The sequence below is a fragment of the Pseudomonas sivasensis genome, from assembly GCF_021391435.1.
Taxonomy (GTDB): Bacteria; Pseudomonadota; Gammaproteobacteria; order Pseudomonadales; family Pseudomonadaceae; genus Aquipseudomonas; species Aquipseudomonas sivasensis.
In genome coordinates, this window is record NZ_CP090029.1 from 33340 (window position 1) to 58137 (window position 24798).

Consider the following 24798-nt stretch of genomic DNA (forward strand, 5'->3'; position numbering starts at 1 on the left):
TCATGATGCGCAAAGCGCTTGTAGCCACTTCGTTGCTCGCCCTGATGCTCGGCGGCTGCGCCAGCAACCCGGCCGACCTGGATGTGAGCGGCACCTGGATCAACCAGGTCGCCATCGATGCGGCAGCCAAAGGCGGCCCTTTGCGCGAAGCACTGCAGAGCTTTGGCCCGAACCTCGAATGGGAGGTCAACTCCAAGGCGGCGCAGGCGCGCTACTACAACGGTTTTGAGGTTGCCGAAGGCAAACTGCTCGGAGAGCAATCCGGCGCCTGGAGCGTGGATTTCTACGGCAGCTCCGCCACTGAGCTCAAGCGCAAAGGCAAACAACTGCTGCAAGTGGCGAACGACAATGAGCCCGAACAGCTGTTTGCTCGCGCCAAAGATCCAGCTCCGGAAGGCGCGCCACTGGGCGCGAACTTCGAACGCGCGCTATATGCGGCCTATATGGGCGGCGACTGGAAGATCACCGACGGCTTCGGCAGCGGGGCCAGAGTACAGTTCCAGTCTGACGGCAAAGTCGCCGGCTTACCTGGCGTCGATCGGTACTCACTGTGCCTGGCAGGTGATTGCGCATCCATGAGCGGCGGCTACGACAGCATGTGGCTGCAACTCAACGGCGTGGGTAACCCATGGATTTTTGCCCGCAAAGGCAAACAGCTGGAAATTTTCCAGGCGATCAACACTGCACAGACCGATGAAGTGCCTTCGTTTACGCCTGGGCCACGTCAGTGGTTGCTGGAAAAATAGTGATACAGAACAAAGGAGCCCAAAGGCTCCTTTTTCTTTAGCCTGCGCCACGGTTTCTTACCCTCAGAGATGGCTCCATGCGCGCATTGCTTACCTTCGGCCTGCTACTGCTTGGCGGATGCACCCATACGTCGCCGAAAACGGATATCAGCGGCATCTGGATCAACCAGACAATCCTTGATGCCGCTGCGTTGAGCCAATCGCTGAACACTCAGGGCTCAAATCTGGAATGGAATATCGATATCCACGCCGGCAAGGCGCAGGTGAGCAGCGGCTTCGAAATGGCCGAAGGCAACCTGTTGCAAACATCCCCTGACGCCTGGACCGTCGACTATGGCGGCTATAGCAGTGACGCACTGCGCCTCGACGGCAAACAGCTCATCCAACTGGGCAAAGAGCATATGAAGGAACAGGTGTTCAGCCGCCCTATCGACACCGCTAAAACCGAAGAAAGGTGGGGCAGCACTTTCAGGAGGGCCCTGAACGCAGCTTACATGGGTGGAAAATGGCGCATCATCGAGGGGCCAGGAACAGGTGAAACTGTAACGTTCACCGCGGATGGCCAGGTCTCAGGGCTTGCAAAAACGGACAGATACGAACTATGCCTGGACGGTGACTGCGCCTCCCAAGGCGCAGGCAATAACACCCTTTTCCTGACCAATGGAGACGTCGGTAATACCTGGATCTTCGTGCGCAAGGGCAAGCAGATGGAAATCCTCCAGGCAATCAACGGCGCGCAAAGCGACGAAATACCCACGTTCACGCCCGGCCCGCGCCAATGGCTGCTAGAACAGCAATAACACAGATCCAACGGTGGGGAGGGGCTTCAGCCTTTTAGAATGGCCGCATACCCTTCTCGATAGCTCGGATACGTCGGCACCCAACCCAGCGCTTTGATGCGAGCATTGCTGCATTGCTTGCTACCAGCACGCCGCACGCTGGCGTCCTCGGACCACTCCGTTACGCCCAGGTAGTCACGCAACCAGGCCACCACCTCGGCCAAGGGAGCCGGCGCATCGTCGACGCCGATATAGATTTTATCCAGAGAACCGCCCTGCTCCACATGGCGCAACAAGAAGGCCAGCAAACCCGCCGCGTCGTCCGCGTGAATGCGGTTGCCATATAAAGGCGGATCGATCGCCACGCGATAACCCTGGCGTACCTGGGTCAGAAGCCACTCGCGGCCCGGACCGTAAATGCCGGTCAGACGCACAATGCTCGAAGGAATGCCGCTATTGAGTGCGACCTGTTCGGCCTCCAGCATGACCTGCCCGGAATAGCCCTTCGCCTTGGTTTCAGAGGTTTCGTCGACCCACTCGCCATTCAGTTGCCCATATACGCTGCTGCTGGATACAAACAACAAATGCTTGGGTTCCTGACCATAATCTTTTAGCCACTCCAACACATGCTGCAATCCTTGCACGTAGGCCGCGCGATAACCGGCCTCATCGTGATCCGTCGCGGCAGCGCAATACACCAGGTAATCCACCCCGCCAATAGGCCAGGTGTCGGGGCAATCCTTGTTGAAGAGGTCGCCGGCAATGCCGATCACGCCGTTGGGCAAACGCGAAATGTCGCGTCGCAGGCCATAAACCTCCCATTCCGAGGCCAGCAATTGGCTAGCCAGGCGACTACCCACATCGCCGCATCCGGCAATCACAACAGAAGGTGCAGACATCACAAAACTCCATTCTCAAAGGTCTAGGTTAGCCTTCTCGGCTGACCAGCGGCCAGAAAAAGCACAAATAAAGTTACTGTATTACTTTTGTTAACAAGAATTACTTGCAATAATGACCGCCCATTTGTCCTCGGCCGCCTAGGGTCTGGTAGGACGATCACTCATTTTTTCTTCTCAGGTCCGGCCAGCATGACACGTAATACCACCCCCGCTTCGCCAACCAAGCTTCACAGCCCGTCCCGCGCCTGGCGCGCGATTGCTGCGATGCTGTTCAGCGTGCTGCTGGCGCCGACCGCCGCATTCGCTGATGCCAACGCCCCAGCCACGCCGGCGGCCGTCGAGCAAAACGCTGCGGCCCCGGCCGCTCCAGCCGCCACCGATCCAGCCCAAGCTGCTGCCCCAGCCGCCACAGACGAAACTGGCGTCGTGCTGGAAGAAGACAACACCCTGGGCATGGCCCATGACCTGTCGCCGTGGGGCATGTACCAGAACGCAGACGTCGTGGTGAAGGCCGTGATGATCGGTCTGGCCATCGCTTCGATCATCACGTGGACCATCTGGATCGCCAAAGGCTTCGAGTTGCTGGGTGCCAAGCGCCGTCTGCGTACTGAAATCGTCCACCTGAAAAAGGCCACTACCCTCAAGGAAGCCAGCGAGAGCGCGACCAAAAAGGGCACCCTGGCCAATACCTTAGTGCATGACGCACTGGAAGAAATGCGCCTGTCGGCCAACACCCGTGAAAAGGAAGGCATCAAGGAGCGCGTGGCGTTCCGCCTGGAGCGACTGGTAGCAGCCTGCGGCCGTAACATGAGCAGCGGCACCGGCGTACTCGCTACCATCGGTTCCACCGCGCCGTTCGTCGGTCTGTTCGGTACCGTGTGGGGCATCATGAACAGCTTTATCGGCATCGCCAAAACCCAGACCACCAACCTCGCCGTCGTTGCCCCCGGCATCGCCGAAGCCCTGCTGGCAACCGCCTTGGGCCTGGTTGCTGCAATTCCTGCGGTGGTGATCTACAACGTCTTCGCCCGTTCGATTGCCGGCTATAAAGCTCAGGTATCCGACGCGTCGGCAGAAGTCCTGCTGCTGGTCAGCCGCGACCTCGATCACCTGCCTACCGAGCGCAGCTCGCAACCGCACATGGTGAAAGTGGGGTAATCGGCCATGGGCCTGCATTTGAATCAAGGCGACGATGAACTCGTCGAGAACCACGAAATCAACGTCACGCCGTTTATCGACGTAATGTTGGTACTGCTGATCATCTTCATGGTGGCCGCTCCCTTGGCCACCGTGGATATCAAGGTCGACCTGCCCGCGTCCAGCGCCAAGCCTGCGCCGCGGCCCGAGAAACCGGTGTTTCTCAGCGTCAAGGCGGACCAACGCCTGTTCCTGGGCGAAGAAGAAGTCAAAGCTGAAACCTTGGGCCAGGTCCTCGACGCCAAGACCCAAGGCAAGAAAGACACGACGATCTTCTTCCAGGCCGACAAGGGCGTGGACTACGGCGACCTGATGAGCGTGATGGATGCCCTGCGGGCAGCCGGCTACCTCAAGGTAGGCTTGGTCGGACTTGAGACGGCAGCCAAGAAATGATCACGACGCGCCACAAACTGACGCGTTATGGCACCAGCCTTGCCGTCGTGCTGGGCGTGCACGCCGTCGCGATTGCTATCGCGCTCCATTGGTCGGCGCCGCGCACTGTGCAGCTGCCGCCGGCCGCCATGGTCATTGACCTGGCGCCGATGCCAGCACCGCCGCCACCGGCTCCACCGAAAGTGGTCACGCCACCGCAACCGCCCGCACCGGTGGAAGAGTTGCCTTTGCCGAAACTGGCCGAGGCACCCAAGCCGACGATCCAGGTGCCCAAGCCGGTCAAGCCCAAGCCCAAACCTCAGCCGCCCAAGCCGGTAGAGAAAAAGATCGAGCCACCCAAGGAGAAACCTTCCGAGGATCCGCCGAGCGATGCTCCGCCGACCAAAGCGCCGGCCGAAAAATCGGCGCAGCCGGCTCCAGGCCCGTCGCCGCAGCAGCTTGCAGCCAAGGCCTCTTGGGAAGGCACTCTGCTGGCGCATTTGCAGAAGTACAAAAAGTACCCGCCAGGCGCCCAGGCCCGTGGCAAGGAAGGCCTGAACCGCTTGCGCTTCGTGGTCGATGCCGAAGGCAACGTGCTGTCCTACGAGTTGGTGGGCCGTTCCGGCAACGCTGACCTGGACCGTGCAACCCTGGACATGATCCGTCGTGCCCAACCGCTGCCCAAGCCACCGGCCGACATGGTGAAAAGCGGCAGTGTCGAGATCGTTGCACCATTCGTGTACAACATCGAAAAGCGTCGCCGCTGATATGACTGTGGCAAGGGGCAACCCTTGCCATTCTCAGCAAACAGCAAAATCCTCCGCATCCCCCGCTCAATCCCCAACAAACTTCTGATAACGTGCGTCTATCGATTGCAGCCGGTATGCTTGGCCCGCAACTTCATGGACGCCTGCTATGACTCTTACAGAATTACGCTACATCGTTACCCTCGCCCAAGAGCAGCACTTCGGCCATGCGGCCGAGCGTTGCCACGTCAGCCAGCCGACGTTGTCGGTGGGCGTGAAAAAGCTTGAAGACGAACTCGGTGTGCTGATTTTCGAGCGCAGCAAAAGCGCCGTGCGCCTTACCCCTGTGGGCGAGGGCATCGTTGCCCAGGCCCAGAAAGTCCTGGAACAAGCGCAAAGCATTCGCGAGCTGGCCCAGGCTGGCAAGAACCAGCTGACCGCTCCGCTGAAAGTCGGCGCCATCTACACCGTCGGCCCATACCTATTCCCGCACCTGATCCCGCAACTGCACCGCGTCGCACCGCAGATGCCGCTGTATATCGAAGAAAACTTCACCCACGTGCTGCGCGACAAACTGCGCAACGGCGAGCTGGACGCGATCATCATCGCCCTGCCGTTCAACGAGGCCGACGTGCTCACGCTGCCGCTCTACGACGAGCCGTTCTACGTGCTGATGCCCGCCTCCCACCCGTGGACGCAGAAAGACACCATCGACGCCGGCCTGCTCAATGACAAGAGCCTGCTGCTGCTTGGCGAGGGCCACTGCTTCCGCGACCAAGTGCTGGAAGCCTGCCCGACGCTGACCAAAGGCAACGACGGCGCCAAGCACACCACCGTGGAATCCAGCTCCCTGGAAACCATTCGCCATATGGTCGCTTCCGGCCTGGGCATTTCGATCCTGCCGCTGTCAGCGGTGGATAGCCACCACTACGCCCCCGGCGTGATTGCAGTACGCCCGCTCACACCTCCGGTGCCCTTCCGCACCGTGGCAATCGCCTGGCGTGCCAGCTTCCCACGGCCTAAAGCCATTGAGATCCTCGCCGACTCGATCCGCCTCTGTTCGGTGGCCAAGCCGCCTGCTGCGAGCTAAGTAGCCGTATGACTGAGCTGTCGCAGGTGTCGGTGACGGCACTCAAGGGTGTCGGTGAAGCCATGGCCGAGAAGCTGGCCAAGGTCGGGCTGGAAAATCTCCAGGACGTATTGTTCCACCTGCCCTTGCGGTATCAGGACCGCACCCGCGTGGTGCCCATCGGCCAGTTGCGCCCAGGGCAAGACGCTGTAGTGGAAGGCACCGTCAGCGGGGCCGACGTGGTCATGGGCAAGCGCCGCAGCCTGGTCGTGCGCCTGCAGGACGGCACCGGCGGCCTGAGCCTGCGCTTCTACCATTTCAGCAACGCGCAGAAGGAAGGCCTCAAACGCGGCACACGCGTGCGCTGCTATGGCGAGGCGCGACCCGGTGCCTCGGGCCTGGAAATTTACCATCCGGAATACCGCGCGATCACCGGCGACGAACCGCCTCCGGTGGACACCACCCTCACGCCGATCTACCCGCTCACCGAAGGCCTGACCCAGCAACGCCTGCGCCAACTGTGCACGCAGACCCTGACCATGCTCGGCCCGAAAAGCCTGCCCGACTGGCTCCCACTGGAGCTGGCTCGCGACTACCAACTGGCGCCGCTGGACGACGCAATTCGCTACCTGCATCACCCGCCGGCCGACGCCGACGTCGACGAGTTGGCCCTGGGTCACCACTGGGCCCAGCACCGCCTGGCCTTCGAAGAACTGCTCACTCATCAACTGTCCCAGCAGCGCCTGCGCGAAAGCATGCGTTCCCTGCGCGCCCCAGCGATGCCCAAGGCCACGCGCCTGCCTGCGCAATACCTGGCCAATCTTGGCTTCGCGCCGACCGGTGCCCAGCAACGTGTAGGCAATGAAATCGCCTACGACCTCAGCCAAAAAGAACCCATGCTCCGGTTGATTCAGGGTGACGTGGGTGCAGGCAAAACAGTGGTCGCCGCCCTCGCCGCCTTGCAGGCGCTGGAAGCCGGTTACCAAGTGGCGCTGATGGCACCCACCGAGATTCTCGCCGAGCAGCACTTCATCACCTTCAAGCGCTGGCTCGAACCCTTGGGCCTGGAAGTCGCGTGGCTGGCGGGCAAGCTCAAGGGCAAGAACCGCGCAGCGGCACTGGAGCAGATCGCCGGCGGCGCCCCGATGGTGGTGGGCACCCATGCGCTGTTCCAGGAGGAGGTGAAGTTCAAGAACCTGGCCCTGGTGATCATCGACGAACAACACCGCTTCGGCGTGCAGCAGCGCCTGGCCCTGCGCCAGAAAGGCGTGGGCGGTCGCATGAACCCGCACCAGTTGATCATGACCGCCACGCCGATCCCGCGCACGCTGGCCATGAGTGCCTACGCCGACCTCGACACCTCGATCCTCGACGAACTGCCGCCCGGCCGCACCCCGGTCAACACCGTACTGGTCACCGATACCCGGCGTGTCGAAGTGATCGAACGGGTACGCGGCGCCTGTGCCGAAGGGCGCCAGGCTTACTGGGTGTGCACGCTGATCGAAGAGTCTGAAGAACTGACCTGCCAGGCCGCCGAGACCACCTATGAAGACCTCACCAGCGCCCTCGGCGAACTCAAGGTCGGGCTGATCCACGGGCGCATGAAGCCCGCCGAAAAAGCCGCCGTGATGGCCGACTTCAAGGCCGGCAACCTGCAACTGCTGGTGGCCACCACGGTGATCGAAGTCGGTGTGGACGTGCCCAACGCCAGCCTGATGATCATCGAAAACCCCGAGCGCCTGGGCCTGGCGCAACTGCACCAACTGCGCGGCCGCGTCGGCCGGGGCAGCGCGGCCAGCCACTGCGTGCTGCTGTATCACCCGCCGCTGTCGCAGATCGGTCGCCAGCGTCTGGGCATCATGCGCGAGACCAACGACGGGTTCGTCATTGCCGAAAAAGACCTCGAACTGCGCGGTCCCGGCGAAATGCTCGGCACCCGCCAGACCGGCCTGCTGCAATTCAAAGTCGCCGACCTCATGCGCGACGCCGACCTGCTGCCCGCCGTGCGCGATGCGGCACAGGCCCTGATGGAGCGCTGGCCGGATCACGTCAGCCCGCTGTTGGATCGCTGGCTACGCCATGGGCAGCAATACGGCCAAGTGTGACGCCTGACTCACTTAAGCGACCTACAAATGTATCAAGCTGGTTATACTCCGATGACTGTAAGAAATTGGATCAGGCCATGTCAGAAGTTGCCCTCGCCACAGCCCCGCTGACCGCCCCACCGGTCATCCGGGCTCTGCTCGCAAAGCTCGCCATCCCCTACACGGAAGTTGCTGAACACCCTGGCCTGAATCCTGCGCAAAAGGTGCAGGCTGTGCTGCTGGAAGATGCGGTGGGTGCACTGATGGTGCTGTTCCCCCAAAACCAGTTGCTCGACCTCAACCGCCTCGCCGAACTCACCGGTCGCCGCCTCATCGCGGTGTCGCCGGATCGCGTCAAGCGTATGCTGGACAAGCATGAGCTGAGCCTGCTGCCAGGCCTGCCGGCACTCACCAGCTCGCCGTGCCTGTACGAAGGCAGCCTGCTCGACGAGCCGAGCCTGCTGGTGCATTCGGGCGAGCCAGGGCTGCTGCTGGAGATCGCCAGCGATGCGTTCAAGACCATGCTCACCAAAGCCAGCGCCGCAAACTTCGGCGAGCCGCTGAGTAATATCCGACCGAACCTCGACCGCCCCAATGATGACCGTGAGGAAATCACCCAGGCGATGCAGGCGTTCACCGCTCGCCGTATCCAGCAGCGCCTGGAAGCGACCATCGAGATTCCACCACTGGCTGACACCGCGCAGAAGATCATCAAGCTGCGCGTCGACCCTAACGCCACCATCGACGACATCACCGGCGTGGTCGAGACCGACCCGGCCTTGGCGGCACAAGTGGTCAGTTGGGCCGCGTCACCGTACTACGCGTCGCCCGGCAAGATCCGTTCAGTAGAAGACGCCATCGTGCGCGTACTGGGTTTCGATCTGGTGATCAACCTGGCACTGGGCTTGGCCCTCGGCAAGACCTTGAGCCTGCCCAAAGACCACCCTCACCAGGCCACGCCGTACTGGCACCAGTCGATCTACACCGCCGCCGTGATCGAAGGCCTGACCCGTGCCATGCCCCGCGCCCAGCGCCCGGAAGCAGGCCTGACCTACCTGGCCGGCCTGCTGCATAACTTCGGTTACCTGCTGTTGGCCCACGTGTTCCCGCCGCACTTCTCGCTGATCTGCCGCCACCTGGAGGTCAACCCGCATCTGTGCCACAGCTACGTGGAGCAACATTTGCTGGGCATCAGTCGCGAGCAGATCGGTGCCTGGTTGATGCGCTACTGGGACATGCCGGACGAACTGTCCACCGCCCTGCGCTTTCAGCACGACCCAACCTACGACGGCCAATATGCCGAATACCCGAATCTGGTATGCCTGGCTGTGCGCCTGTTGCGCAGCCGAGGGATTGGCTCTGGGCCGGATGAGGCGATCCCGGATGCGTTGCTGGAGCGCCTGGGGTTGAGCCGTGACAAGGCTGAAGAAGTGGTGAGCAAGGTGCTGGATGCAGAAGTGCTGTTGCGTGAGTTGGCGTCCCAGTTCACTCAAAACTGAATCTGTCGCCTCTCAGATAGCTATCGGGGGCGGTGCGACTTGCCCCCGATGAATCCAACTTGGTTTCCCTGAACGCCTACTTCTTTTTCTTCGGCTTCAAATACTTGGTCAACCCCTGGAACCAGATCACCAGCGCCGGGTTGCCCTTGATCTGGATCGACTTGTCCTGAATCCCCGTCATGAACGCCAGTTGCTTGTTCTTTGCCTGCATCGTGGCGAAGCCGTACGCGGCATCTTTAAACGCAATGGCGAACGCCGGCGCAGGATGAACACCTGAGCGGCTGGTAATACGTTGGTCTTTGACGATGAAGTGACGGGCAACCTTGCCGTCGAGGGTCTGCAACTGGAACGCCAGGTCTTTATCACCCAACTGTTGCTGGAAGGCGGGATTGGTCCGGCTGGCTTTGCCCATCATCAGGCCCAGCACCCAGAGGAGAAGACGAAATTTCATAAATGCACAGCCTCGGAATAATAAGGACTGGCGCAGTTTAGCGATTCGCCGGGAGAACGCCACTTCGTCATAGCAGAGTGGACAACTCAACACGCCTCTTAAGTGCTGACTAATGAGTCACTTTAAACGCTACACACCTGACGTGCTCACTAACGGAATAATAAGTATTCGAAATCAATATAAAAGACTGTGAATCCTAACAGTATTTAAAAGACCTGCTGAAAGCCAAGATTATCACCCCTACATCTGTCTATATTGAAACAGGACCCGCGCCATGAAGCCCGAACAAAATGCACGCGTCAAAGAGATAGAATTTCATATAAAGCTCGGCGAAATAGATCACACAATTGTCATTTCCCCAAGCATAACCTTGAAAAATGGAAAACTATTAATTAATGGCTCCAGATTGGTATTGGGTGGCGGCCCAGCAGGTGGACTGCATACTTTTGAAGCAAGAATTACCGATGGCTTGAGCCCAGGAAACTACAGTTTGGATAATGGATCAAACAATCTCGTAGATCTAGTTTACATAGCACCAAAGACTAACATATTGAACTCGTTCCACTCAGAGAGCGGCTCATTTTATCTGAACACAACTGCTACTATTGAACGCATTGACGCTACGTTCAACTGTGTGGCGAAAAACGTAAATCCCCTGATCACGGAAGAAGCGTACCTAAGTCTAGGTAAAATAGCGTTCCATCAGCCGCTTGAAGTTACAACAACCGGCGAGCTGACGGGAACTATTGAACCTGGCAACTCCAGTTTTACGCCAAAGACTTTTTCAATGCAGTTCGTCGAGGCACCCGACCACCCTGGCTTCCTTACGCTTGATGCAGCGGTGGGTAACCAGCGTCTGTTTGTTCATATCCCTAAAGCAAAACTTGGCGACGGCACCACGCAAACGCTACCCATCAATAAGGACGAAAGTGGAAAGTCCGCGCTATCAACCTTACTTTATGGTGATGTATATCATGCAGAGTCAGGTGAAATCACATTCAACTACAACGAGCACACCCAAACGCTCACCGGCGATATTATTTTCCAAGCCACGGGAACTAACGCAATCCCAACAAAGATAACGTTTTCCAGTAAGGCTTTCAAAGTCACTGGCTTAGACGTTTAAACAGAATTCAACATCAATAAGTCAGCCTGAATACCGGCCGCCACCACTGTTAAGTGAGGCGGCCGTTTTCAATGCTCAGCGTAACCTAAGGCTGTGACTTAAACGTTAGGGCAAGGCACCGGCGCCCAGTCGGCCAGGTTTGGATCGCGGCAAGTGCCTTCGATCTGCGCTTTACCGGCGCTGGCGACCTTCTTGCTCTCATCTTGCTTGGTCTGGGCAGTCTGGAAGGTTTTTTCGGTGCTCACTGCTTCTGTTGGGACGGTTGGAAGAGGCGGCTTCTTCGGCGGTTTAGTGCCTGTACCTTTCTTCTTGCCCGGCGTCACAACGGGTTTTACATCGGCCTGGGCCACGGTGACCACGTCGGCACGCTGTACGCCAACCTGCTGCAGGTCTTTCTCGTAAGCCTGGGTGTAGTTGTTCAGGTCTTCGCTGGCCTTGCCGTTGACTGCAACGATCAGGTCATTGGACTCCTTCAAGCCCGAGACGATTTCCGCCAGGCGCTTGCGGCCTTCGGTGTCGTTGACGGTCTTGGCCTTACGGTCAGCCACCAGCTTGGTGAACGCGCTCTGATAGCACTGTTGCGACGCTTTGGCATACGCGGTACTGCGGTCGATGTCGGAGGCGCTTTTGTTTACGTCAGCCGCATACGAAGCAATGCGCTGGTTGTCGTCGGCGATCTGCTTCTGACGCTCGGTGTAGTAACCCGCCGCGCCGCCGGCGAGGGCGCCGCCCGCTGCGCCAATGGCAGCATTACGGCCGCGCTTTTCGGAGTCGCCGGTCAGGGCGCCCAGCAGTGCACCGCCGGCCGCGCCGATGGCCGCGCCGGTGACAACCGACTTGGTCATGTTCGAGTCGGTGGCGCGCAAATGCTGCACCGGCTCGTAGCAGTTGGGGTAGTACTCGACCTTGGTGCTGGACGCCACCTTGGAGGCCGGCGATGTGGCGCAGCCTGTCAGCACGGTGCTGAAGCCAGCGGCAATCAGCAACAGGTGACGCTTGGAAACCGCCTTACGGGAAAAAAGCATAGGTTGTGTTCTCTTCTAAGTTTGACTTGCCCAGCGCGGCAACTGCCGCCTGAGTCCCTTCCAAGCTCGCTATACAGCCAACGATCAAGACCGCTGACCGCTCGCTGCGAGCAATTCCTTCAAGATCGTCGCCGGGTCAGCCCGCTGTTGTTTGCGGTAGTTGCCGACATGGCGGACGAACAGTGTCGCGCGCGTCACCAGGCTCTTGCCGAGCACTGGCTTGCGATCCAACTCTTCCTTGATCCTTTGAAACTGCGCCTGGATCACCGCATCGGTGTAGCGCGTGCCCGTCGCCAAGTTGTCGATGTAAATCGCGACCGCGCCGTCGAGGGCACTGCGGCCGTTGGCAATGGCCATATCAAACAGCTTCGCGCTGGCCTCATCCTTATTGTCCAGAGACTGTTGGCGGCTCTTCTGCAGGTTGGCCAGGCGGATGTTGTAGTTGCTGATGGTCTCAGCCACCAATGCAGCCGACTGAATCAGGTTGCCCGCCGCTTCTTCGCGTTGCTGGGCGATCAGCGAGACGTTGCGCTTGAGCTCTTCGTTAACCAGCCCCAATTCGGCTTGCAGCTTGGGGTCGACGCTGGCGGCGATGATGCTGTCCAGGCGTTTGGTCGGGTCTTGGGCGTCATCGATGGCGTCGGTCAGCGCGGCCAGGCGCCCTTCCTTTTGCCACTGCGCAAACAACTCCTTGTAACGTGAACGCGGGGCCGACAACGCACCAATCGCCACGCGGAAACCGGTGGTTTCATTGCTTTGCTCGGTGCCGTCGGCGGCGAAAAGCGGGTATTCGCGGCGCATGCCAGTGAACAGCGTGCCCTCGCCTTCCAGGTAGTTGCCGCCCTTGACCACAAAGCCGCCGTAAGTGCCCTGGCGTCGACCGGCATGGACCAATTGGAAAGACTCCTGGACCATTTCCGCCGCATTGCCGATCACGTCGAACATGCCAATTGGATTGGGTAGTTTGGTGCCAATGGGCATCAGGCGCGCCGCCTGGCCAGTACCGCCGGCGACTTGGTTGAACACGGCGTAATCACCCAGAGGGCCATCGCTTTCGCTGCCTTCAGTGCGACGAGGAAACAGACGCCCCTCCAGATCCTGACGGCTCACCGCCTGGCCACCGCGTGCGGCAAACTCCCACTCCACTTCAGTGGGCAAGCGCACAAAGCCAAGGCCGCCGTCTTCCGCAGACGAACCGCGCCCGCTCACCGGTAGCAAGTCGCGGTGGTACTTCATCAGCCAGGCGCTGTACACCGCAGAGAACCGCTCGGCCTCAAACCGCGACAGTTTCACCTTGGGCAAACGCCCGGCCATACCGGTCGGCGCATCGCAGGCCGGCGCCGGCTCGCCACTGGCCAGGGACTGCGCCTGGGCCATCACTTGGGCGTATTGGCGAGCGGTCACTTCGTACTTGCCGATGAAGTACAGCATTGGCTTGAGTGGGGTCTTGGCGTCTGTCTTCGGCATCAACGGCGCGATGACTTTGTTCCAGTCTTTCGGCAAATCCTTGAGGGTGAACTGGCCGTTGATAAAGTCGCGGCGATAGCCGGAAATAAACGACTGCTGGTAACCGGCCTCGCCTTCGGCGAAGGGGTAGCCGAGGCTGATTTCGCGGTCATCCAGCGTGCCTTGGGCCAGTACGTAGGCGTAGCGGAACACCATGTTGCCCTCGCATGGCAGCGGCAGGCTCACGTCATCTGGCAACGGTTTGGGGTTGTCCAGTTTATCGCTTGCTTCATCGGCCCAGGCCATCGAGGCCAGGCTCAGCGCCACGACGGCGCCCAGTAACTTATACATCTCTGATTCCTTCAGAAGCCTGGATACGCGCCACTCGCCAGCCACCACACGCCGCCGCCACGGCGCTGACGCCGAGGACTGCAACCAGGGCCAGGCCGTAATGACGCGCCAGCAGATGACTGGCGTACTCGCCCGGCACCTGCGCAAATAATTTGTTCAACGCTGCTTCGGCCAAGCCATACAGCCCGGCGCTGAGCAAGGCCGCAAACCCTGCGCTATACAGCGCCTGCACCACTACAAACAACAACAACCCGCCGGTGGAAAACCCCAACAGGCGCAGCACTGACAATTCCCGTCGCTTGCGCGCCACGGCGGCCAAGGCCCCAGCGAAGATCGCCGCAAACGCCCCCGCCAACGCCAGCCCGGCGATCACCCAGAATACGATCGACAGGTTGCGGCTCAACGACTGCACCTGGGCGATGGTGTTCGCCTGGGTCGATACCAACACGTTCTGCCCAGCGAAATACACCCGCAAGGTTTCTACATCGGTGAGATTGCGCGCGTACAAGCGAAACGCCGGGTACACCCGCTGCTCACCCACCGCCACCTCTTCGCCCGTCCATTCCAACGCCGTTACGGCGCGACCATCGCGGTAATCTTCCGCCGCTTCCAGCAGGGCCAGATCGGCGAACAAAGCGTCCCGCGCGAAGGCTTCCAGCGGCAGTACCGCAACCACCTGTACCTTTGTGCGCTGCTCCTCGACACGTCCTGCTACCTGGCGGGCAAAGCGGGTTTCCAATAGATCCCCTGGCCGCGCTGCAAGCTTCTCGGCAGCGGTGTGGCTCAGCACGATCTGGTTCAGGCCATGCGGCAGCACCAGCGCACCCAACAACGGATCACCCGGCGCTGTCGGCAGCATCTCCAACGTCAGCGCGCCCACCTGCGCCGTCGCCGCAATCTGCCGCGTACGCGGTATGGCAAACGCCACATCGGGGCGCTGGGCAAGCTGCTCAATCAATGCGCTGCTGAATCGACCACCGCCCAACGGAATAATTTCACGGGTGGCGGGGTCGGTCTGTAAACGTTCGGTCAAACTGCTAACCAGTCCAAATTTCAGGCCGAATAACACCAGCAACGGCGCGATCACCGCCACCAATGCCAGCACCGAACAGGCCGACAGCCACGCGTCGTTGCGGTAATCCTGCCAGGCCAGGGAAGCGATCAAGGGGATGCGCATCAGCACGCCTCCCCAAGGGTGGCGGTGACGCCACCGTCGGCATCGCGGCGGCAACTGATACGCCGAATCTGCAAGCCACTGGCACGGGCCAGAGGTTCGTCATGGGTGGCGATCACACAGGCGGCGCGGTGCTCATGGGCCTGGGCCAACAGGGCGTGCATCACGCGCTCGGCATTCAACGGGTCAAGGGACGCGGTCGGCTCATCCGCCAGCACCAGTTGCGGTGCATGGGCCAGGGCTCGGGCGCAGCTCACGCGCTGGCGCTGGCCCACCGACAGCGCCGAGGGTTTCTTCGCCAACTGGTCACTGATTTCCAACTGCTCGGCCAGGCGCGCCACACTGCCATCGTCTTTCAAGCCCAGCAGTTGCCGGGACAGGGCGATGTTGCCGCGCACATCGAGAAAGCCAAGCAGGCCACCGGTTTGCAGCACGTAGCCCAAGTGCTGGCTGCGCAACTGCGCCAGCCGCGATTGCTGATCCGCACGCCACAGACTGCCAATGTCGATCGCATTAAATTCGAAGTGCCCCACCTGATCCGGCGCCAGGACCAACGCCAGCAAATCCAGCAAGGTGCTCTTGCCGCAACCGCTGGGCCCAACGATCGCCACTTGCTCACCCGCGCGCAGCGCCAGCGCCGGGATCACCAGGCTATAGCGCTGGCTACCGACGCCCCGGCTCTTGTGCACCGCGCTCAGGGTCAGCATTACGGCAGCGTCGACAACGGCACGCGGTACAACGCATCGCCCGGCTCGGCATCGCCGAAACGGACCCAGTTGGCCACGTCGTTATGGAAGGTTTCGTAGAGGCGGATTTTCGAATCCAGCTCGTCGATAAAGTCTTCCTGCTCGGCCACGCTCAACGACAACCACAAGTCCTGGGTCATGTTCAGCGACTTGCTGCGGTACGGCAGGCCTTCCAGGTATTCGCCGAGAATGCCGCCATCGGCCAAGTTGCCGCCCTTGCGCAGGGCTTGCGGGTCGCGGCTCATGTAGGCAGAGGCGCTGGCAATTTCCTGGAAGAAATCCTTGGGTGACGTCTGGGTCTTGCGCGCCGCGTCGACGATCAGTTTCAGCGACTGCTGCAAATCGTTGAGCTGCAACTTGGTCAGCATCACGCACACCTGGAACGCCGGCAGCGCCGGGTTGGTCAGGTCGCGATCGGCAGTCCAGGCGCTAACCAGCTGCGGCGCCTGGCTCGCGGTTTTGCGGCCGAGGAAGTCCATGTGCATGGCGTAACCAACAGCGGCAGATTTATCCGCCAAGGTCGGTGCCGAACTGAGCAGCGGGACCGGTTGCGGCGTGTTGCTGCGCACTTGATGCACCAGGTTGGCGAATACGCTGCCGATCTCATCGACGCGCTCACCCAACTTGCGCACATCACCACCGGGCACCGGTGTGTACAAGTCGCCGATCTGCGGGTTGGCGTCGGCGGTGAGGATGCGGTACTGGCTCTCGGCGCCAGCGTGAGTTTTCTTGCCGGCGTCGGTGCGCAGGTGCAGAGCGTAAATCTTGATCTGCTTGCCCAGCGCGGCCTGGCGCACTTCGGCTTCGTTCATCTGGGTGGCGGCGAACGGGTCGTTCTTGCGCAGCGCGCCAGCATCGGTGACCAGCAGAATGATGCGCCCGCCATAACCAGACCAGTCCATGCCGTCCACAGCCTGCATCACCCCGGCAAACGCGTCTTCGTTGAACGAATGGCTGGAAACGCTGGACGCTTTGACTTGCCGCGCCATGTCGAGGAAGCGTTGTGGATCACGCCCCTGGTCGAGGCTGATCAGGGTTTTGGCCACGTATTCCAGGCCAGGGGTTTTCTTGATGCTGCTGCGAAAACCGACCATGCCGAAGCTGACGCTATCGAGTTCGCCGCGTTCGGCGATGCGGGTTTGCAGCTCATGAACCACGTCACGGATCTGGTCGATATACGGCTGCATCGACACGGTGGTATCCACTACCAGCACCACCGCAGTGCGGAAGGCATCGGCATTGGCGTTGATCACCGGCGTGGCGGGCTTGGCCACGGCGCTGCTGCCGGGGTCGATGGAAGCGACATTGAGCAACTGCACCGGCTGACCGTTTTCGTCGAAGCTCTCTTTGGAGTCAAAGATCGGCAACAGGTAAAACTGGTTCTGCGGCACGGCGCTGGCCGTCGGTTCCAGGGCAAGAATTTGCCCGTTGTCTTCGCTGTTTTTCTGCGCTTTGGCCAGCGCGCTCTTGGCGGCGGCCGGGTCGGCGAGCAGCTTTTCCACTTCCCCCGATTGCCGCAGGAACATCACCGGCGCACGGCCCGAGCGCTCGGTGAACTTGAGCACCAGGCTTTGTTTCCAGTCGCTAACTTGCGAGGCCGGCAACCAACCGTCGCTGCGCCCATCGGTGGCGGTGCCGACGCGTACCCACGGTTGCCCCTCAATGTCTTTGCGTTGGTACACGTAAAGCACTGAGAACGCGGGCAGAGCCTTGCCCGCCGCGCTGCCTGCCTCATCCGAAAGCTTCGCGCCCGGCTTGCTGAGGACGCGCTGGAACAGGGTTTTCTTGCCCGCCATCAACAGCGGACGTTGACCGCCATCCGCCTCAACCACTGCCGCTGCAGGTGTTGCTGGGGGTGTTGCTGCGGGGACTACGGCGGCCGGTGGTTTGGCCGGTTCATCATCGCCACTCAGCCACCAATAGGAAGCGCCGCCAATCGCCAGGGCAACCGCCACAGCCACCGCTGCCAGCGCCAACACAGGCCCGCGACGCTGCTCGCTGTGCTGCGTCGGCGGCACCACCGGTTGGCGCACTGGCTCGGGTTTGGCTGTCGGGATTTCGATGGACTCCGGCGTGATACCCGCCAGGTCAAAACTCACCGGGATCGGCAGTGGTCGCACCAGCGTGGCTTCCGGCGAATCCGCCGGCAGTTGGTCCAGGGCCAGCAGCAACGCCGCTGCATCCGGGAACCGCTCGGCCGGATCCTTGGCCAACAACTTACGCAACACGCCCTGATAACGACCGTGGTGCACCGGCAATTCCGGCAACGGTTCGGTCAGGTGCGCCAGCGCGGTGGAGAGCGCGTCGGTGCCGCTATACGGCAGCTTGCCGACGAGAATTTCATAGAGCACCACGCCCAACGCATACAGGTCGGCGCGCCCGTCGATCTCCTGGCCCCGCGCCTGTTCCGGGCTCATGTAGCTCGGCGTACCGACGGCGAAACCGGCCTGGGTGAACTGGGTGCGGTCGTCCAGGGACTTGGCGATGCCAAAGTCCGAGAGCACCGCCGTACCGTCAGCGCGGAACAGGATGTTCGCCGGCTTGACGTCCCGGTGTACCAATCCTTGAGCGTGGGCATACCCCAGCGCCGAAGCGATCTGGCGGATCAATGTCACGCCCTGTTCCGGCGTCATACCCGCGGCGATACGCTCCTTGAGCGTACCGTTGGGCAGGAACTCCATGGCCATGTAATACAGCTCACCGACATTGCCGATGTCATGGATGGTCACCGTATGCGGGTGCGACAGGCGCGCCAGGGTCTTGCCCTCGCGCAGGAAGCGCTCGCAGAAGCTCGGGTCGGCGGCCAATGCCGCCGCCATCACCTTCAATGCCACCTTGCGCTCCAGCGAGCGCTGGGTCGCCAGGTACACGCTGGCCATGGCGCCTTCGCCGATCTCGCCTTCGATGTCGTAGCCAGGAATCACAATGTTCATGCCGATACCTTCACAACGATGGCGGTGATGTTGTCCGGCGCGCCGCGATTGAGCCCCAGGTGCACCAGGCTGCGCACGATTTCATCCGGCGCGTCGTGGCTGAGCACTTCGCGAATTTCATGGTCTTCGACGGTCTTGTTCAAGCCATCGCTGCACAGCAGGTAGCTGTCGCCGGGGGCGATCAACAGGTCGACTACCGCCACTTCAAGCTGGGCTTCCACGCCAATGGCGCGAGTGACGATATTGGCGCGCGGATGCACGCGGGCGTCGGCTTCGCTGAGCAGGCCGCTGTCTTGCAGGTCTTGCACGTAGCTGTGGTCGCGGGAAATACCTTCGAGCACGCCATCGCGCAGGCGGTACAGGCGACTGTCACCAGCCCACAGGCATACACCGCGCAAGCCACGCGTGGCGAGTACGACCACGGTGCTGCCCATCATGGTCACGCCACGATTGGCGGTTTCTTCGCGCACGGCGGCGTTGATGCGGATCAGGTCATTGCGCAGGGCCGCCGAGTATTCGTCCAGAGAACGGCCCAACGGCACACTGCGCAGGCTGTCGACGATCAGGCTGCTGACATAGTCCCCTGCCGCATGCCCGCCCATGCCATCGGCCACCACCCACAGGCGGTTTTCCGGCAGGTCCAGGCACGCGTCTTCGTTAACTTGGCGCACCATGCCCACATGGCTTTTGCTCGCGGATTTGTACGTCGCCCCCATCTACACCACACCTTCTTGTCCGAGCAAAAACTGCGCAAAATCACCGGCGGCAGGCAAGCCCTGACACCGTAATAAACCAGGGGAAATACGTTCCGACCCTCGGCCCCACCACAGGCTTGCGCCTTCGCAGGCCTGTTCGGCGAGCGCGGTCATGCGCCCATGGGGCACGGTGGCGGACACCCTTTGCAGGCCCGCGAAACGGCTATCGACCGCGCGCGGCTCACTGGCTGGAAAGCCGAGGGTATCGAGGCCATCGTTGAAGCTTTCAAAGGTCGCGCCGGTGTCCAACGTGCTGAGCAACAGCTCTTCGGCATGCTCGAACCACGTGTCCGGCCCGCCTACCAATGAGGCGGGATTGGTGTCGTGATCAAGCAAGGCCACCACCGCCAACGGAAAATAGCGCCCGACCCGATCAATACTCGGCATCACCACACCCGCCGCCGCATCCGGCCCGCACACGCCCGGCGCCAGTACAAAACGCCAAAGCGGACTGACCAGGTAAACGTTGAGCCAATCACCGCCCAGGCTGTTCTGGCTGGCCAGCAAACCCGCGGCCAGCCAACTGTCCCACGGACCGACAAAACTCTGGGGCAATGCGCGGCTGACAAAATCCCCGCGACTGGCCAACTTGCCGTAGAAACCCAGTGTCGTCATAGCCGCTCCGGCAGGCTGAAGCCACTGAGCACGCGGCTCTTGAACGGGTTGAAAGCACTGTTGGCGCGCAACTCGTAGGCGATGCTCGCGCCGTCGACCCGCAGCCGCAGGTTGAAGCGGTCCGGCGAGTTGCCAGCGGTGAGGTCAGATTGCTCCAACAGGCGGAACCACGCCCATGGGCCGTCAAGTGTCACGCCCGAACGGCCGCTGGCCGATGGCGGCATGATGGAAATGCGCACCACGCCAATGCTGCCGGGGTTCGGCCATTGCATCGCCACCGGACGGCTTGGACCGTGGTCGTAGCTCAGTTGCTGGCCGTCGAGATCGAGCAAGAACTGGGTGATGGTCGGGTCCATCGACACCGGTTTGAGTTCGAAGCGGACGATGGGCTGCGTGCCCCCGGAGCGGAAAAACGCATCGCGGATTGTCGCGGCGCGCTGGAAGGTTTGCAGAACACCCGGCGCGATCCCCAGCTTCTGCGCCGCGCCCGGCTGCCAGCGCCAAGTCTGCGCAGACGTGTCCACATACGGCTGCAGGTATTTGCGGAAGTAGTTATCCATCACCCCGCCCACACCAAAGAACTGCCCGAAGTCATCCAGCGTGGCGTCCCGCGCACTGCCCGGCGACATCGGATAACGCCCTGCCAGGGACTGGCGATACACGTTGACCACTTCGCTGACCCATGCCGCGTTCAGTTGGTTACGCACCCCGCCCATCATGCTGTTGGTGGTGGAGTTGACCACCGACTTGACCATGCCCTGCACCAGCGGCGGCTGGCGTTCGGCGTTCAGGCTGACCCGCGTGGCAGCAGCGGCCGCCTGGTTCTTCGCCTCACCGAGCAACGCGTCGCCACTGGCACCGACCATGGCGCTGACCTGCACATACAGCGCGTTCATGTCCGACAACAAGCCATCAATAGCGGCTGGCTCGCCTTCATTTTTACTGACGATGCTGTTGAGTTCGGCAAAGTGCGCGGTGACTGGATCATCCGCCGCCGCCGGCGCATTGGCCGTCGGTTGCTCCTGGCCGAGCAGGCTGCCGAGGCGCTCCTTGAGCTTGTCGACGCCGCCTTCCACCGGCACGCCTTTGGCGGCCAATTGGCGCTCTTCAGTTTGCAGATCGGTTTCCTTGGCCACCGCAACCAGCAGCTTTTTCAGCGGTGAAGTCGGCCCGGAAATTACCCGCAGGACATCGGCCGCCTGGGCCACGCTGGTGATCGGCACAAAGTCGATGTCGGCGAGCAAGGCATCCCACTGGCGCTGGTAGTCCTGGAAGTACAGGCGACGCACATCGGCGGCGAGGCTGACCACGTTCTGCTGATCGGCCTGCTCGCGGCCCAACACCCACTGCTCTTCAGCCAAGGTGCCGGTCTGGTTCAGGCTGCTCAGCAGGAATGCCTGGCGATAGCCCTTGGCGGTGAAAAAACCACTCAACGGCTCGCCCAACGGCTTGCCGCTTTTACGGCTGAACACCAGCGCGGCATCGCGGCCGGCGGCTTCGTTGATACGGAAGTCCGGGATGCCTTCAGGCAGTTTCTGGCGTTTGACCCGGTCGTAGACGCGCTGGGCCACCGGCAGCTGTTGCAACTGGCGACGCAGGTCATCAATCAAGCGCGGATCGAGGCGTGCGCTCGGAGGGTGACGATCAAACAGCGCCTGCAAGTGGCCGGTCAGCGCCTGGCGCTGATCGGCCGGCAGGTCGCGCGGCAGGTTGCGGTCCCAATCGAGGGCGATCCAGGCCTTGATGAAGTCCGGGTCGTAATGCTCGCTGTCGGCGAGCATCAGGTAGGCCTTGAGGCCTTCGTAGAGGAAATCGGAATTGCCACCGCCGTGCAGCTGCTCCTCGATGCGCGTCACCAAGCGTGGCGCGAAGACCGCGATCAACAACTTGCGGTACACGCTGGCGGATTCGGCTTCGAGCATGTCGCCCTGATACAAGCCAAGACCTTCGGACCAGCTCGGCGAGTCGCCCGCGAGGTTCTTCACCGCGTTGAGCAACGGCAGTACGGCGAGGACTTCACGCTGCGCCGGGCTTAGGTTCTGCACGGTCTGGCCCAACGGCGCGACCTTTTGGTCGACCTGGGCGATATACGCCTGGTTGGCGCGATAACTCACCCACCACAGGCCGCTGACCACCACCACCAACGCCACGGTGGCCGCCAGCACGCCGCGCGCAATCCACTTGCGCCGCCGCTCGACCTTCGGGTTCACCCCCACCAAGCCACGCTCGGCAAACGCCACCGCGGTGAAGAGTTTTTCGATGAAGTAACTGCGCCCGGTGCCGCTCTGCCGTGCCAGGTGCTGGCGGTCCAGGTTCATGCTCTGGGCCATGGCGCCGATCAGGCGGTCAATCGGGCTGCCTTCTTGGGTACCGCTGGTGAAATACACACCGCGCAGCAACACGCGCTCTTCAAAGGCGTTGGGTTTGAACACGCCTTCGAGGAAGCTTTGCAGGCAATCCTTCAACGCGCCGAACTGCTGCGGGAAGCCGTAGATCAGGTCGCGCCGCGCCGGGTCGCGTTCCTGTTGCAGACGCTCAACCAAACGCTCATTGAGGCGTTGCTCCAGACCCGCGAATTCGCTTTGCAAATGGGCCAGCGGGCTGTCGCTGTTTTTACCGTCGTCCAAGGCAAAGGTCATGCCCCACACCTGGGCGCGCTCTTCCTTGCTCAGGTTGTCGAAGTACTCCATGAAACCCGGCACCAGGTCGAGCTTGGTCAGCATCAGGTAGATCGGGAAACGCACGCCCAATTGGGTGTACAGCTCCTGGATGCGCAGGCGAATCGCGGCCGCATGGGCAGCGCGCTCGGCATCAGTGCCGAGCAGCAAATCCGAGAGGCTGATGGCGATAAATGCGCCGTCGATAGGGCGGCGTGAACGCTGCTTTTTCAGCAGGTCAAGGAAGCCCAGCCACGCGGCTTTATCCACCGTGGAGTTGCTGTCCTGAGTGGTGTAGCGGCCAGCGGTGTCGAGCAATACTGCTTGATCGGTGAACCACCAATCGCAGTTGCGCGTACCGCCGACGCCACGCACCGCACCGGCGCCCAACTGCGCAGCCAACGGGAAGTGCAAACCGGAATTGACCAGCGCGGTGGTCTTGCCCGAACCCGGCGGGCCGATGATCACGTACCACGGCAGCTCATAGAGATTGCGGCGCTCGTCACCGCCGAGCTTGGCTTTTTTCAGCAGCGCCAGGGCTTCGTCCATGCGCTGGCGCAGAGTGGTGAGCTCTTCGGCAGTGGCCACGCTGTTGGGGTCGGCCGGGGTTTCGGCAGCCAGGCTGCGCATCACTTCGGCCGCTTGGCGCCGCGCCTGGATGATGCGGAACACGCGGTAGGCGATCCACACCGCGAATACCAGGATGATCAGCGCCCAACGGCGCCCTTCCGGCATCAGCACGTCGAGCAACGGCCCGACAAACCAGATGATCAGGCTCAAGGCGATCAGGCCCAGCAGCGGGATCACCCAGCGAATCATAAAACTGAAAAACGCCTTCACTCGACGCCCTCCGCCAATACGGTGATTTCAACCCGACGATTGCGGGCGCGGCCTTCGGCTGTGCTGTTGGTGGCCAACGGCTCGGTGTCGCTTCTGCCCTCGGCACTGAAGCGATCCGCTTGGCCAGTCTTGGCCGCGAGGATTTCCAGCACCGACTTGGCCCGTGCTTCGGACAGCGCCCAGTTGGACGGGAAGCGCAGCGTGGCAATCGGACGATTGTCGCTGTGGCCGGTCACGCGCACCTGGCCCTTCACTTTGCGAATGGCATCGGCGATGCGCAGCATCAGCGGCTGGTAGTCATCGACAATGCTGGAGCTGGCCGATGCGAACAGTTCATCGCCACGAATGGTGACCACGGAACGGTCGACTTTATCTTCAACGGCAACGCGACCAGCCTTGATGTCTTCAGCCAGGAACCCCGCCAAACGCGGCCGCTCGATGACTTTAGGCTGCGCCACCGGACGGTCGATGGCCTGCACCGGGATCTCGCCCAGGGCATGGATATTCTTGAACACCGGCTCCGCCTGCGACGCCAGGAGCATGCGCAAGGTGAACAGCAACGCCAACAACAGCGCCACGCCAATGGCTACGGCGATCCACGGCGGCATGAATTGCGCCAGGCGATCACGGGCCACAGTCACCCCACGCCAGTGCGGCGACAGCTCGCGCTCATGCTCGCCACGAGCACTGCGAATCGCCGCAGCGGTGCGCTCGCGCAGGGCTTCCAACTGGCTGCGACCGTCGTTCATCACGCGGTAGCGGCCTTCGAAACCCAGGCACATGCACAGGTACAACAGCTCCAGCAGGTACAGACGTTCCCGTGGGCTTTGCAGGCAGTGGTCGAGCAACTGGAAGACTTTTTCGCCGCCCCAGGCTTCGTTGTGCACAGTGATCAGCAGGCTTTGCTTACCCCAATCGCTGGTGCTGCCCCACGGCGTGCTCAATACGGCTTCATCAAGGGCGGTACACAGCGCATAACGCGCCAGCAGCACTTCGTTGCGCGCCACGCCGGCGGCTTCGGCGCGCTCTTCGAACTGACGCAGGTAGGCCAGCAACTGCGCACGCAGGCTAGCTGGCGCGGGGTGGGCGATGGTGTTGCGCAGGCGCGTCAGCAAAGCCAGCAGCGGGCCGGCGGCGCTTTCCAGCGGGTTGAGGCCCTGGCTTTTGCCGGTGAGCATCGGTGCTGCCGGCATCGACAGCGGAGCCGGCTCTGCGCGCACAGGTTCAGGCGCGCGGCCACCTGGGCGGGGCATGAACTGGGTGCGGTCGTCATCATTGGGATGCATCG

20 protein-coding genes are annotated in these 24798 nt (G+C 61.6%); 9 read left to right on the forward strand and 11 right to left on the reverse strand.

Annotated elements, in window-relative coordinates; translation table 11 throughout:
- The first annotated feature begins 5 nt into the window (after positions 1–5).
- Together LRO94_RS00175 and LRO94_RS00180 are read left to right on the forward strand one after the other, a co-directional pair.
- A complete protein-coding gene (locus tag LRO94_RS00175; RefSeq protein WP_032884412.1) occupies positions 6–746 on the forward strand; it encodes a hypothetical protein in 741 nt (246 codons plus the stop codon).
- 77 nt (positions 747–823) lie between these two features.
- Positions 824–1546, forward strand: coding sequence for a hypothetical protein (locus LRO94_RS00180; protein ID WP_032884413.1), 723 nt, complete (start codon positions 824–826; stop codon positions 1544–1546).
- Positions 1547–1572: 26 nt separating this feature from the next.
- Here the strand turns inward: LRO94_RS00180 and LRO94_RS00185 are convergent, their stop codons facing one another.
- A complete protein-coding gene (locus LRO94_RS00185; RefSeq protein WP_032884414.1) occupies positions 1573–2424 on the reverse strand; it encodes an SDR family oxidoreductase in 852 nt (283 codons plus the stop codon).
- Between the two features lie 189 nt (positions 2425–2613).
- Here LRO94_RS00185 and exbB point away from each other — a divergent pair, with 189 nt between their 5' ends.
- The 6 genes from exbB (at position 2614) to LRO94_RS00215 (ending at position 9391) form a co-directional block, all read left to right on the forward strand.
- Positions 2614–3582, forward strand: a complete 969-nt coding sequence (gene exbB / locus LRO94_RS00190) for a tonB-system energizer ExbB (protein WP_032884415.1) — start codon at positions 2614–2616, stop codon at positions 3580–3582.
- 6 nt (positions 3583–3588) lie between these two features.
- Entirely contained in the window at positions 3589–4014 is a 426-nt protein-coding gene (gene exbD / locus LRO94_RS00195) for a TonB system transport protein ExbD (protein ID WP_032884416.1), read from the forward strand.
- Positions 4011–4760, forward strand: coding sequence for a TonB family protein (locus tag LRO94_RS00200; RefSeq protein WP_032884417.1), 750 nt, complete (start codon positions 4011–4013; stop codon positions 4758–4760). Before exbD ends, LRO94_RS00200 begins: the two co-directional genes overlap by 4 nt.
- Before the next feature lie 148 nt (positions 4761–4908).
- Entirely contained in the window at positions 4909–5829 is a 921-nt protein-coding gene (locus LRO94_RS00205; protein ID WP_003213305.1) for a hydrogen peroxide-inducible genes activator, read from the forward strand.
- An 8-nt stretch (positions 5830–5837) separates the two neighbouring features.
- A complete protein-coding gene (gene recG / locus LRO94_RS00210; protein WP_032884418.1) occupies positions 5838–7913 on the forward strand; it encodes an ATP-dependent DNA helicase RecG in 2076 nt (691 codons plus the stop codon).
- 77 nt (positions 7914–7990) lie between these two features.
- Positions 7991–9391, forward strand: coding sequence for an aminoacyl-tRNA deacylase and HDOD domain-containing protein (locus tag LRO94_RS00215; RefSeq protein ID WP_032884419.1), 1401 nt, complete (start codon positions 7991–7993; stop codon positions 9389–9391).
- Positions 9392–9467: 76 nt separating this feature from the next.
- Here LRO94_RS00215 and LRO94_RS00220 read toward each other — a convergent pair whose 3' ends face one another.
- A complete protein-coding gene (locus LRO94_RS00220; RefSeq protein WP_003195530.1) occupies positions 9468–9842 on the reverse strand; it encodes a hypothetical protein in 375 nt (124 codons plus the stop codon).
- A 274-nt stretch (positions 9843–10116) separates the two neighbouring features.
- Between LRO94_RS00220 and LRO94_RS00225 the strand changes: the two genes are divergently transcribed.
- Positions 10117–10968 (forward strand): hypothetical protein, encoded by an 852-nt coding sequence (locus LRO94_RS00225; RefSeq protein ID WP_122763974.1) that lies wholly within the window; start codon positions 10117–10119, stop codon positions 10966–10968.
- A gap of 98 nt (positions 10969–11066) precedes the next feature.
- Here LRO94_RS00225 and tagQ read toward each other — a convergent pair whose 3' ends face one another.
- From tagQ to LRO94_RS00270, 9 genes are all read right to left on the reverse strand, one after another.
- A complete protein-coding gene (gene tagQ, locus LRO94_RS00230; protein WP_122681911.1) occupies positions 11067–11993 on the reverse strand; it encodes a type VI secretion system-associated lipoprotein TagQ in 927 nt (308 codons plus the stop codon).
- Between the two features lie 84 nt (positions 11994–12077).
- Complete coding sequence (locus tag LRO94_RS00235; RefSeq protein WP_032884423.1) at positions 12078–13790, reverse strand: formylglycine-generating enzyme family protein; 1713 nt, start codon at positions 13788–13790, stop codon at positions 12078–12080.
- Complete coding sequence (locus tag LRO94_RS00240) at positions 13783–14967, reverse strand: ABC transporter permease (RefSeq protein ID WP_179179746.1); 1185 nt, start codon at positions 14965–14967, stop codon at positions 13783–13785. The genes LRO94_RS00235 and LRO94_RS00240 overlap by 8 nt, the downstream gene beginning before the upstream one ends.
- Positions 14967–15671 (reverse strand): ABC transporter ATP-binding protein, encoded by a 705-nt coding sequence (locus tag LRO94_RS00245; RefSeq protein ID WP_032884425.1) that lies wholly within the window; start codon positions 15669–15671, stop codon positions 14967–14969. The genes LRO94_RS00240 and LRO94_RS00245 overlap by 1 nt, the downstream gene beginning before the upstream one ends.
- Positions 15671–18643, reverse strand: coding sequence for a serine/threonine-protein kinase (locus tag LRO94_RS00250; RefSeq protein WP_095185214.1), 2973 nt, complete (start codon positions 18641–18643; stop codon positions 15671–15673). The genes LRO94_RS00245 and LRO94_RS00250 overlap by 1 nt, the downstream gene beginning before the upstream one ends.
- A complete protein-coding gene (locus LRO94_RS00255; RefSeq protein WP_032884427.1) occupies positions 18640–19359 on the reverse strand; it encodes a PP2C family protein-serine/threonine phosphatase in 720 nt (239 codons plus the stop codon). Before LRO94_RS00255 ends, LRO94_RS00250 begins: the two co-directional genes overlap by 4 nt.
- Positions 19360–20013: a type VI secretion system-associated protein TagF gene (gene tagF, locus LRO94_RS00260; RefSeq protein WP_095185215.1), complete on the reverse strand. Its 654-nt coding sequence runs from the start codon at positions 20011–20013 to the stop codon at positions 19360–19362.
- Positions 20010–23510, reverse strand: a complete 3501-nt coding sequence (gene tssM, locus LRO94_RS00265) for a type VI secretion system membrane subunit TssM (protein ID WP_122681907.1) — start codon at positions 23508–23510, stop codon at positions 20010–20012. The genes tagF and tssM overlap by 4 nt, the downstream gene beginning before the upstream one ends.
- Complete coding sequence (locus LRO94_RS00270; RefSeq protein WP_032884432.1) at positions 23507–24796, reverse strand: DotU family type VI secretion system protein; 1290 nt, start codon at positions 24794–24796, stop codon at positions 23507–23509. The genes tssM and LRO94_RS00270 overlap by 4 nt, the downstream gene beginning before the upstream one ends.
- Positions 24797–24798 lie beyond the last annotated feature (2 nt).

Bases quoted from the DNA above. Each gene is read 5' to 3' on its own strand.
- LRO94_RS00205 (WP_003213305.1), top strand. From the start codon at position 4,909: ATGACTCTTACAGAATTACGCTACATCGTTACCCTCGCCCAAGAGCAG.
- LRO94_RS00185 (WP_032884414.1), bottom strand. From the start codon at position 2,424: ATGTCTGCACCTTCTGTTGTGATTGCCGGATGCGGCGATGTGGGTAGT.
- LRO94_RS00255 (WP_032884427.1), bottom strand. From the start codon at position 19,359: ATGGGGGCGACGTACAAATCCGCGAGCAAAAGCCATGTGGGCATGGTG.
- exbB (WP_032884415.1), top strand. From the start codon at position 2,614: ATGACACGTAATACCACCCCCGCTTCGCCAACCAAGCTTCACAGCCCG.
- LRO94_RS00250 (WP_095185214.1), bottom strand. From the start codon at position 18,643: ATGAACATTGTGATTCCTGGCTACGACATCGAAGGCGAGATCGGCGAA.
- tagQ (WP_122681911.1), bottom strand. From the start codon at position 11,993: ATGCTTTTTTCCCGTAAGGCGGTTTCCAAGCGTCACCTGTTGCTGATT.
- LRO94_RS00215 (WP_032884419.1), top strand. From the start codon at position 7,991: ATGTCAGAAGTTGCCCTCGCCACAGCCCCGCTGACCGCCCCACCGGTC.
- recG (WP_032884418.1), top strand. From the start codon at position 5,838: ATGACTGAGCTGTCGCAGGTGTCGGTGACGGCACTCAAGGGTGTCGGT.
- LRO94_RS00270 (WP_032884432.1), bottom strand. From the start codon at position 24,796: ATGCATCCCAATGATGACGACCGCACCCAGTTCATGCCCCGCCCAGGT.
- LRO94_RS00225 (WP_122763974.1), top strand. From the start codon at position 10,117: ATGAAGCCCGAACAAAATGCACGCGTCAAAGAGATAGAATTTCATATA.
- LRO94_RS00245 (WP_032884425.1), bottom strand. From the start codon at position 15,671: ATGCTGACCCTGAGCGCGGTGCACAAGAGCCGGGGCGTCGGTAGCCAG.
- LRO94_RS00180 (WP_032884413.1), top strand. From the start codon at position 824: ATGCGCGCATTGCTTACCTTCGGCCTGCTACTGCTTGGCGGATGCACC.
- LRO94_RS00220 (WP_003195530.1), bottom strand. From the start codon at position 9,842: ATGAAATTTCGTCTTCTCCTCTGGGTGCTGGGCCTGATGATGGGCAAA.
- LRO94_RS00235 (WP_032884423.1), bottom strand. From the start codon at position 13,790: ATGTATAAGTTACTGGGCGCCGTCGTGGCGCTGAGCCTGGCCTCGATG.
- LRO94_RS00240 (WP_179179746.1), bottom strand. From the start codon at position 14,967: ATGCGCATCCCCTTGATCGCTTCCCTGGCCTGGCAGGATTACCGCAAC.
- LRO94_RS00175 (WP_032884412.1), top strand. From the start codon at position 6: ATGCGCAAAGCGCTTGTAGCCACTTCGTTGCTCGCCCTGATGCTCGGC.
- LRO94_RS00200 (WP_032884417.1), top strand. From the start codon at position 4,011: ATGATCACGACGCGCCACAAACTGACGCGTTATGGCACCAGCCTTGCC.
- exbD (WP_032884416.1), top strand. From the start codon at position 3,589: ATGGGCCTGCATTTGAATCAAGGCGACGATGAACTCGTCGAGAACCAC.
- tagF (WP_095185215.1), bottom strand. From the start codon at position 20,013: ATGACGACACTGGGTTTCTACGGCAAGTTGGCCAGTCGCGGGGATTTT.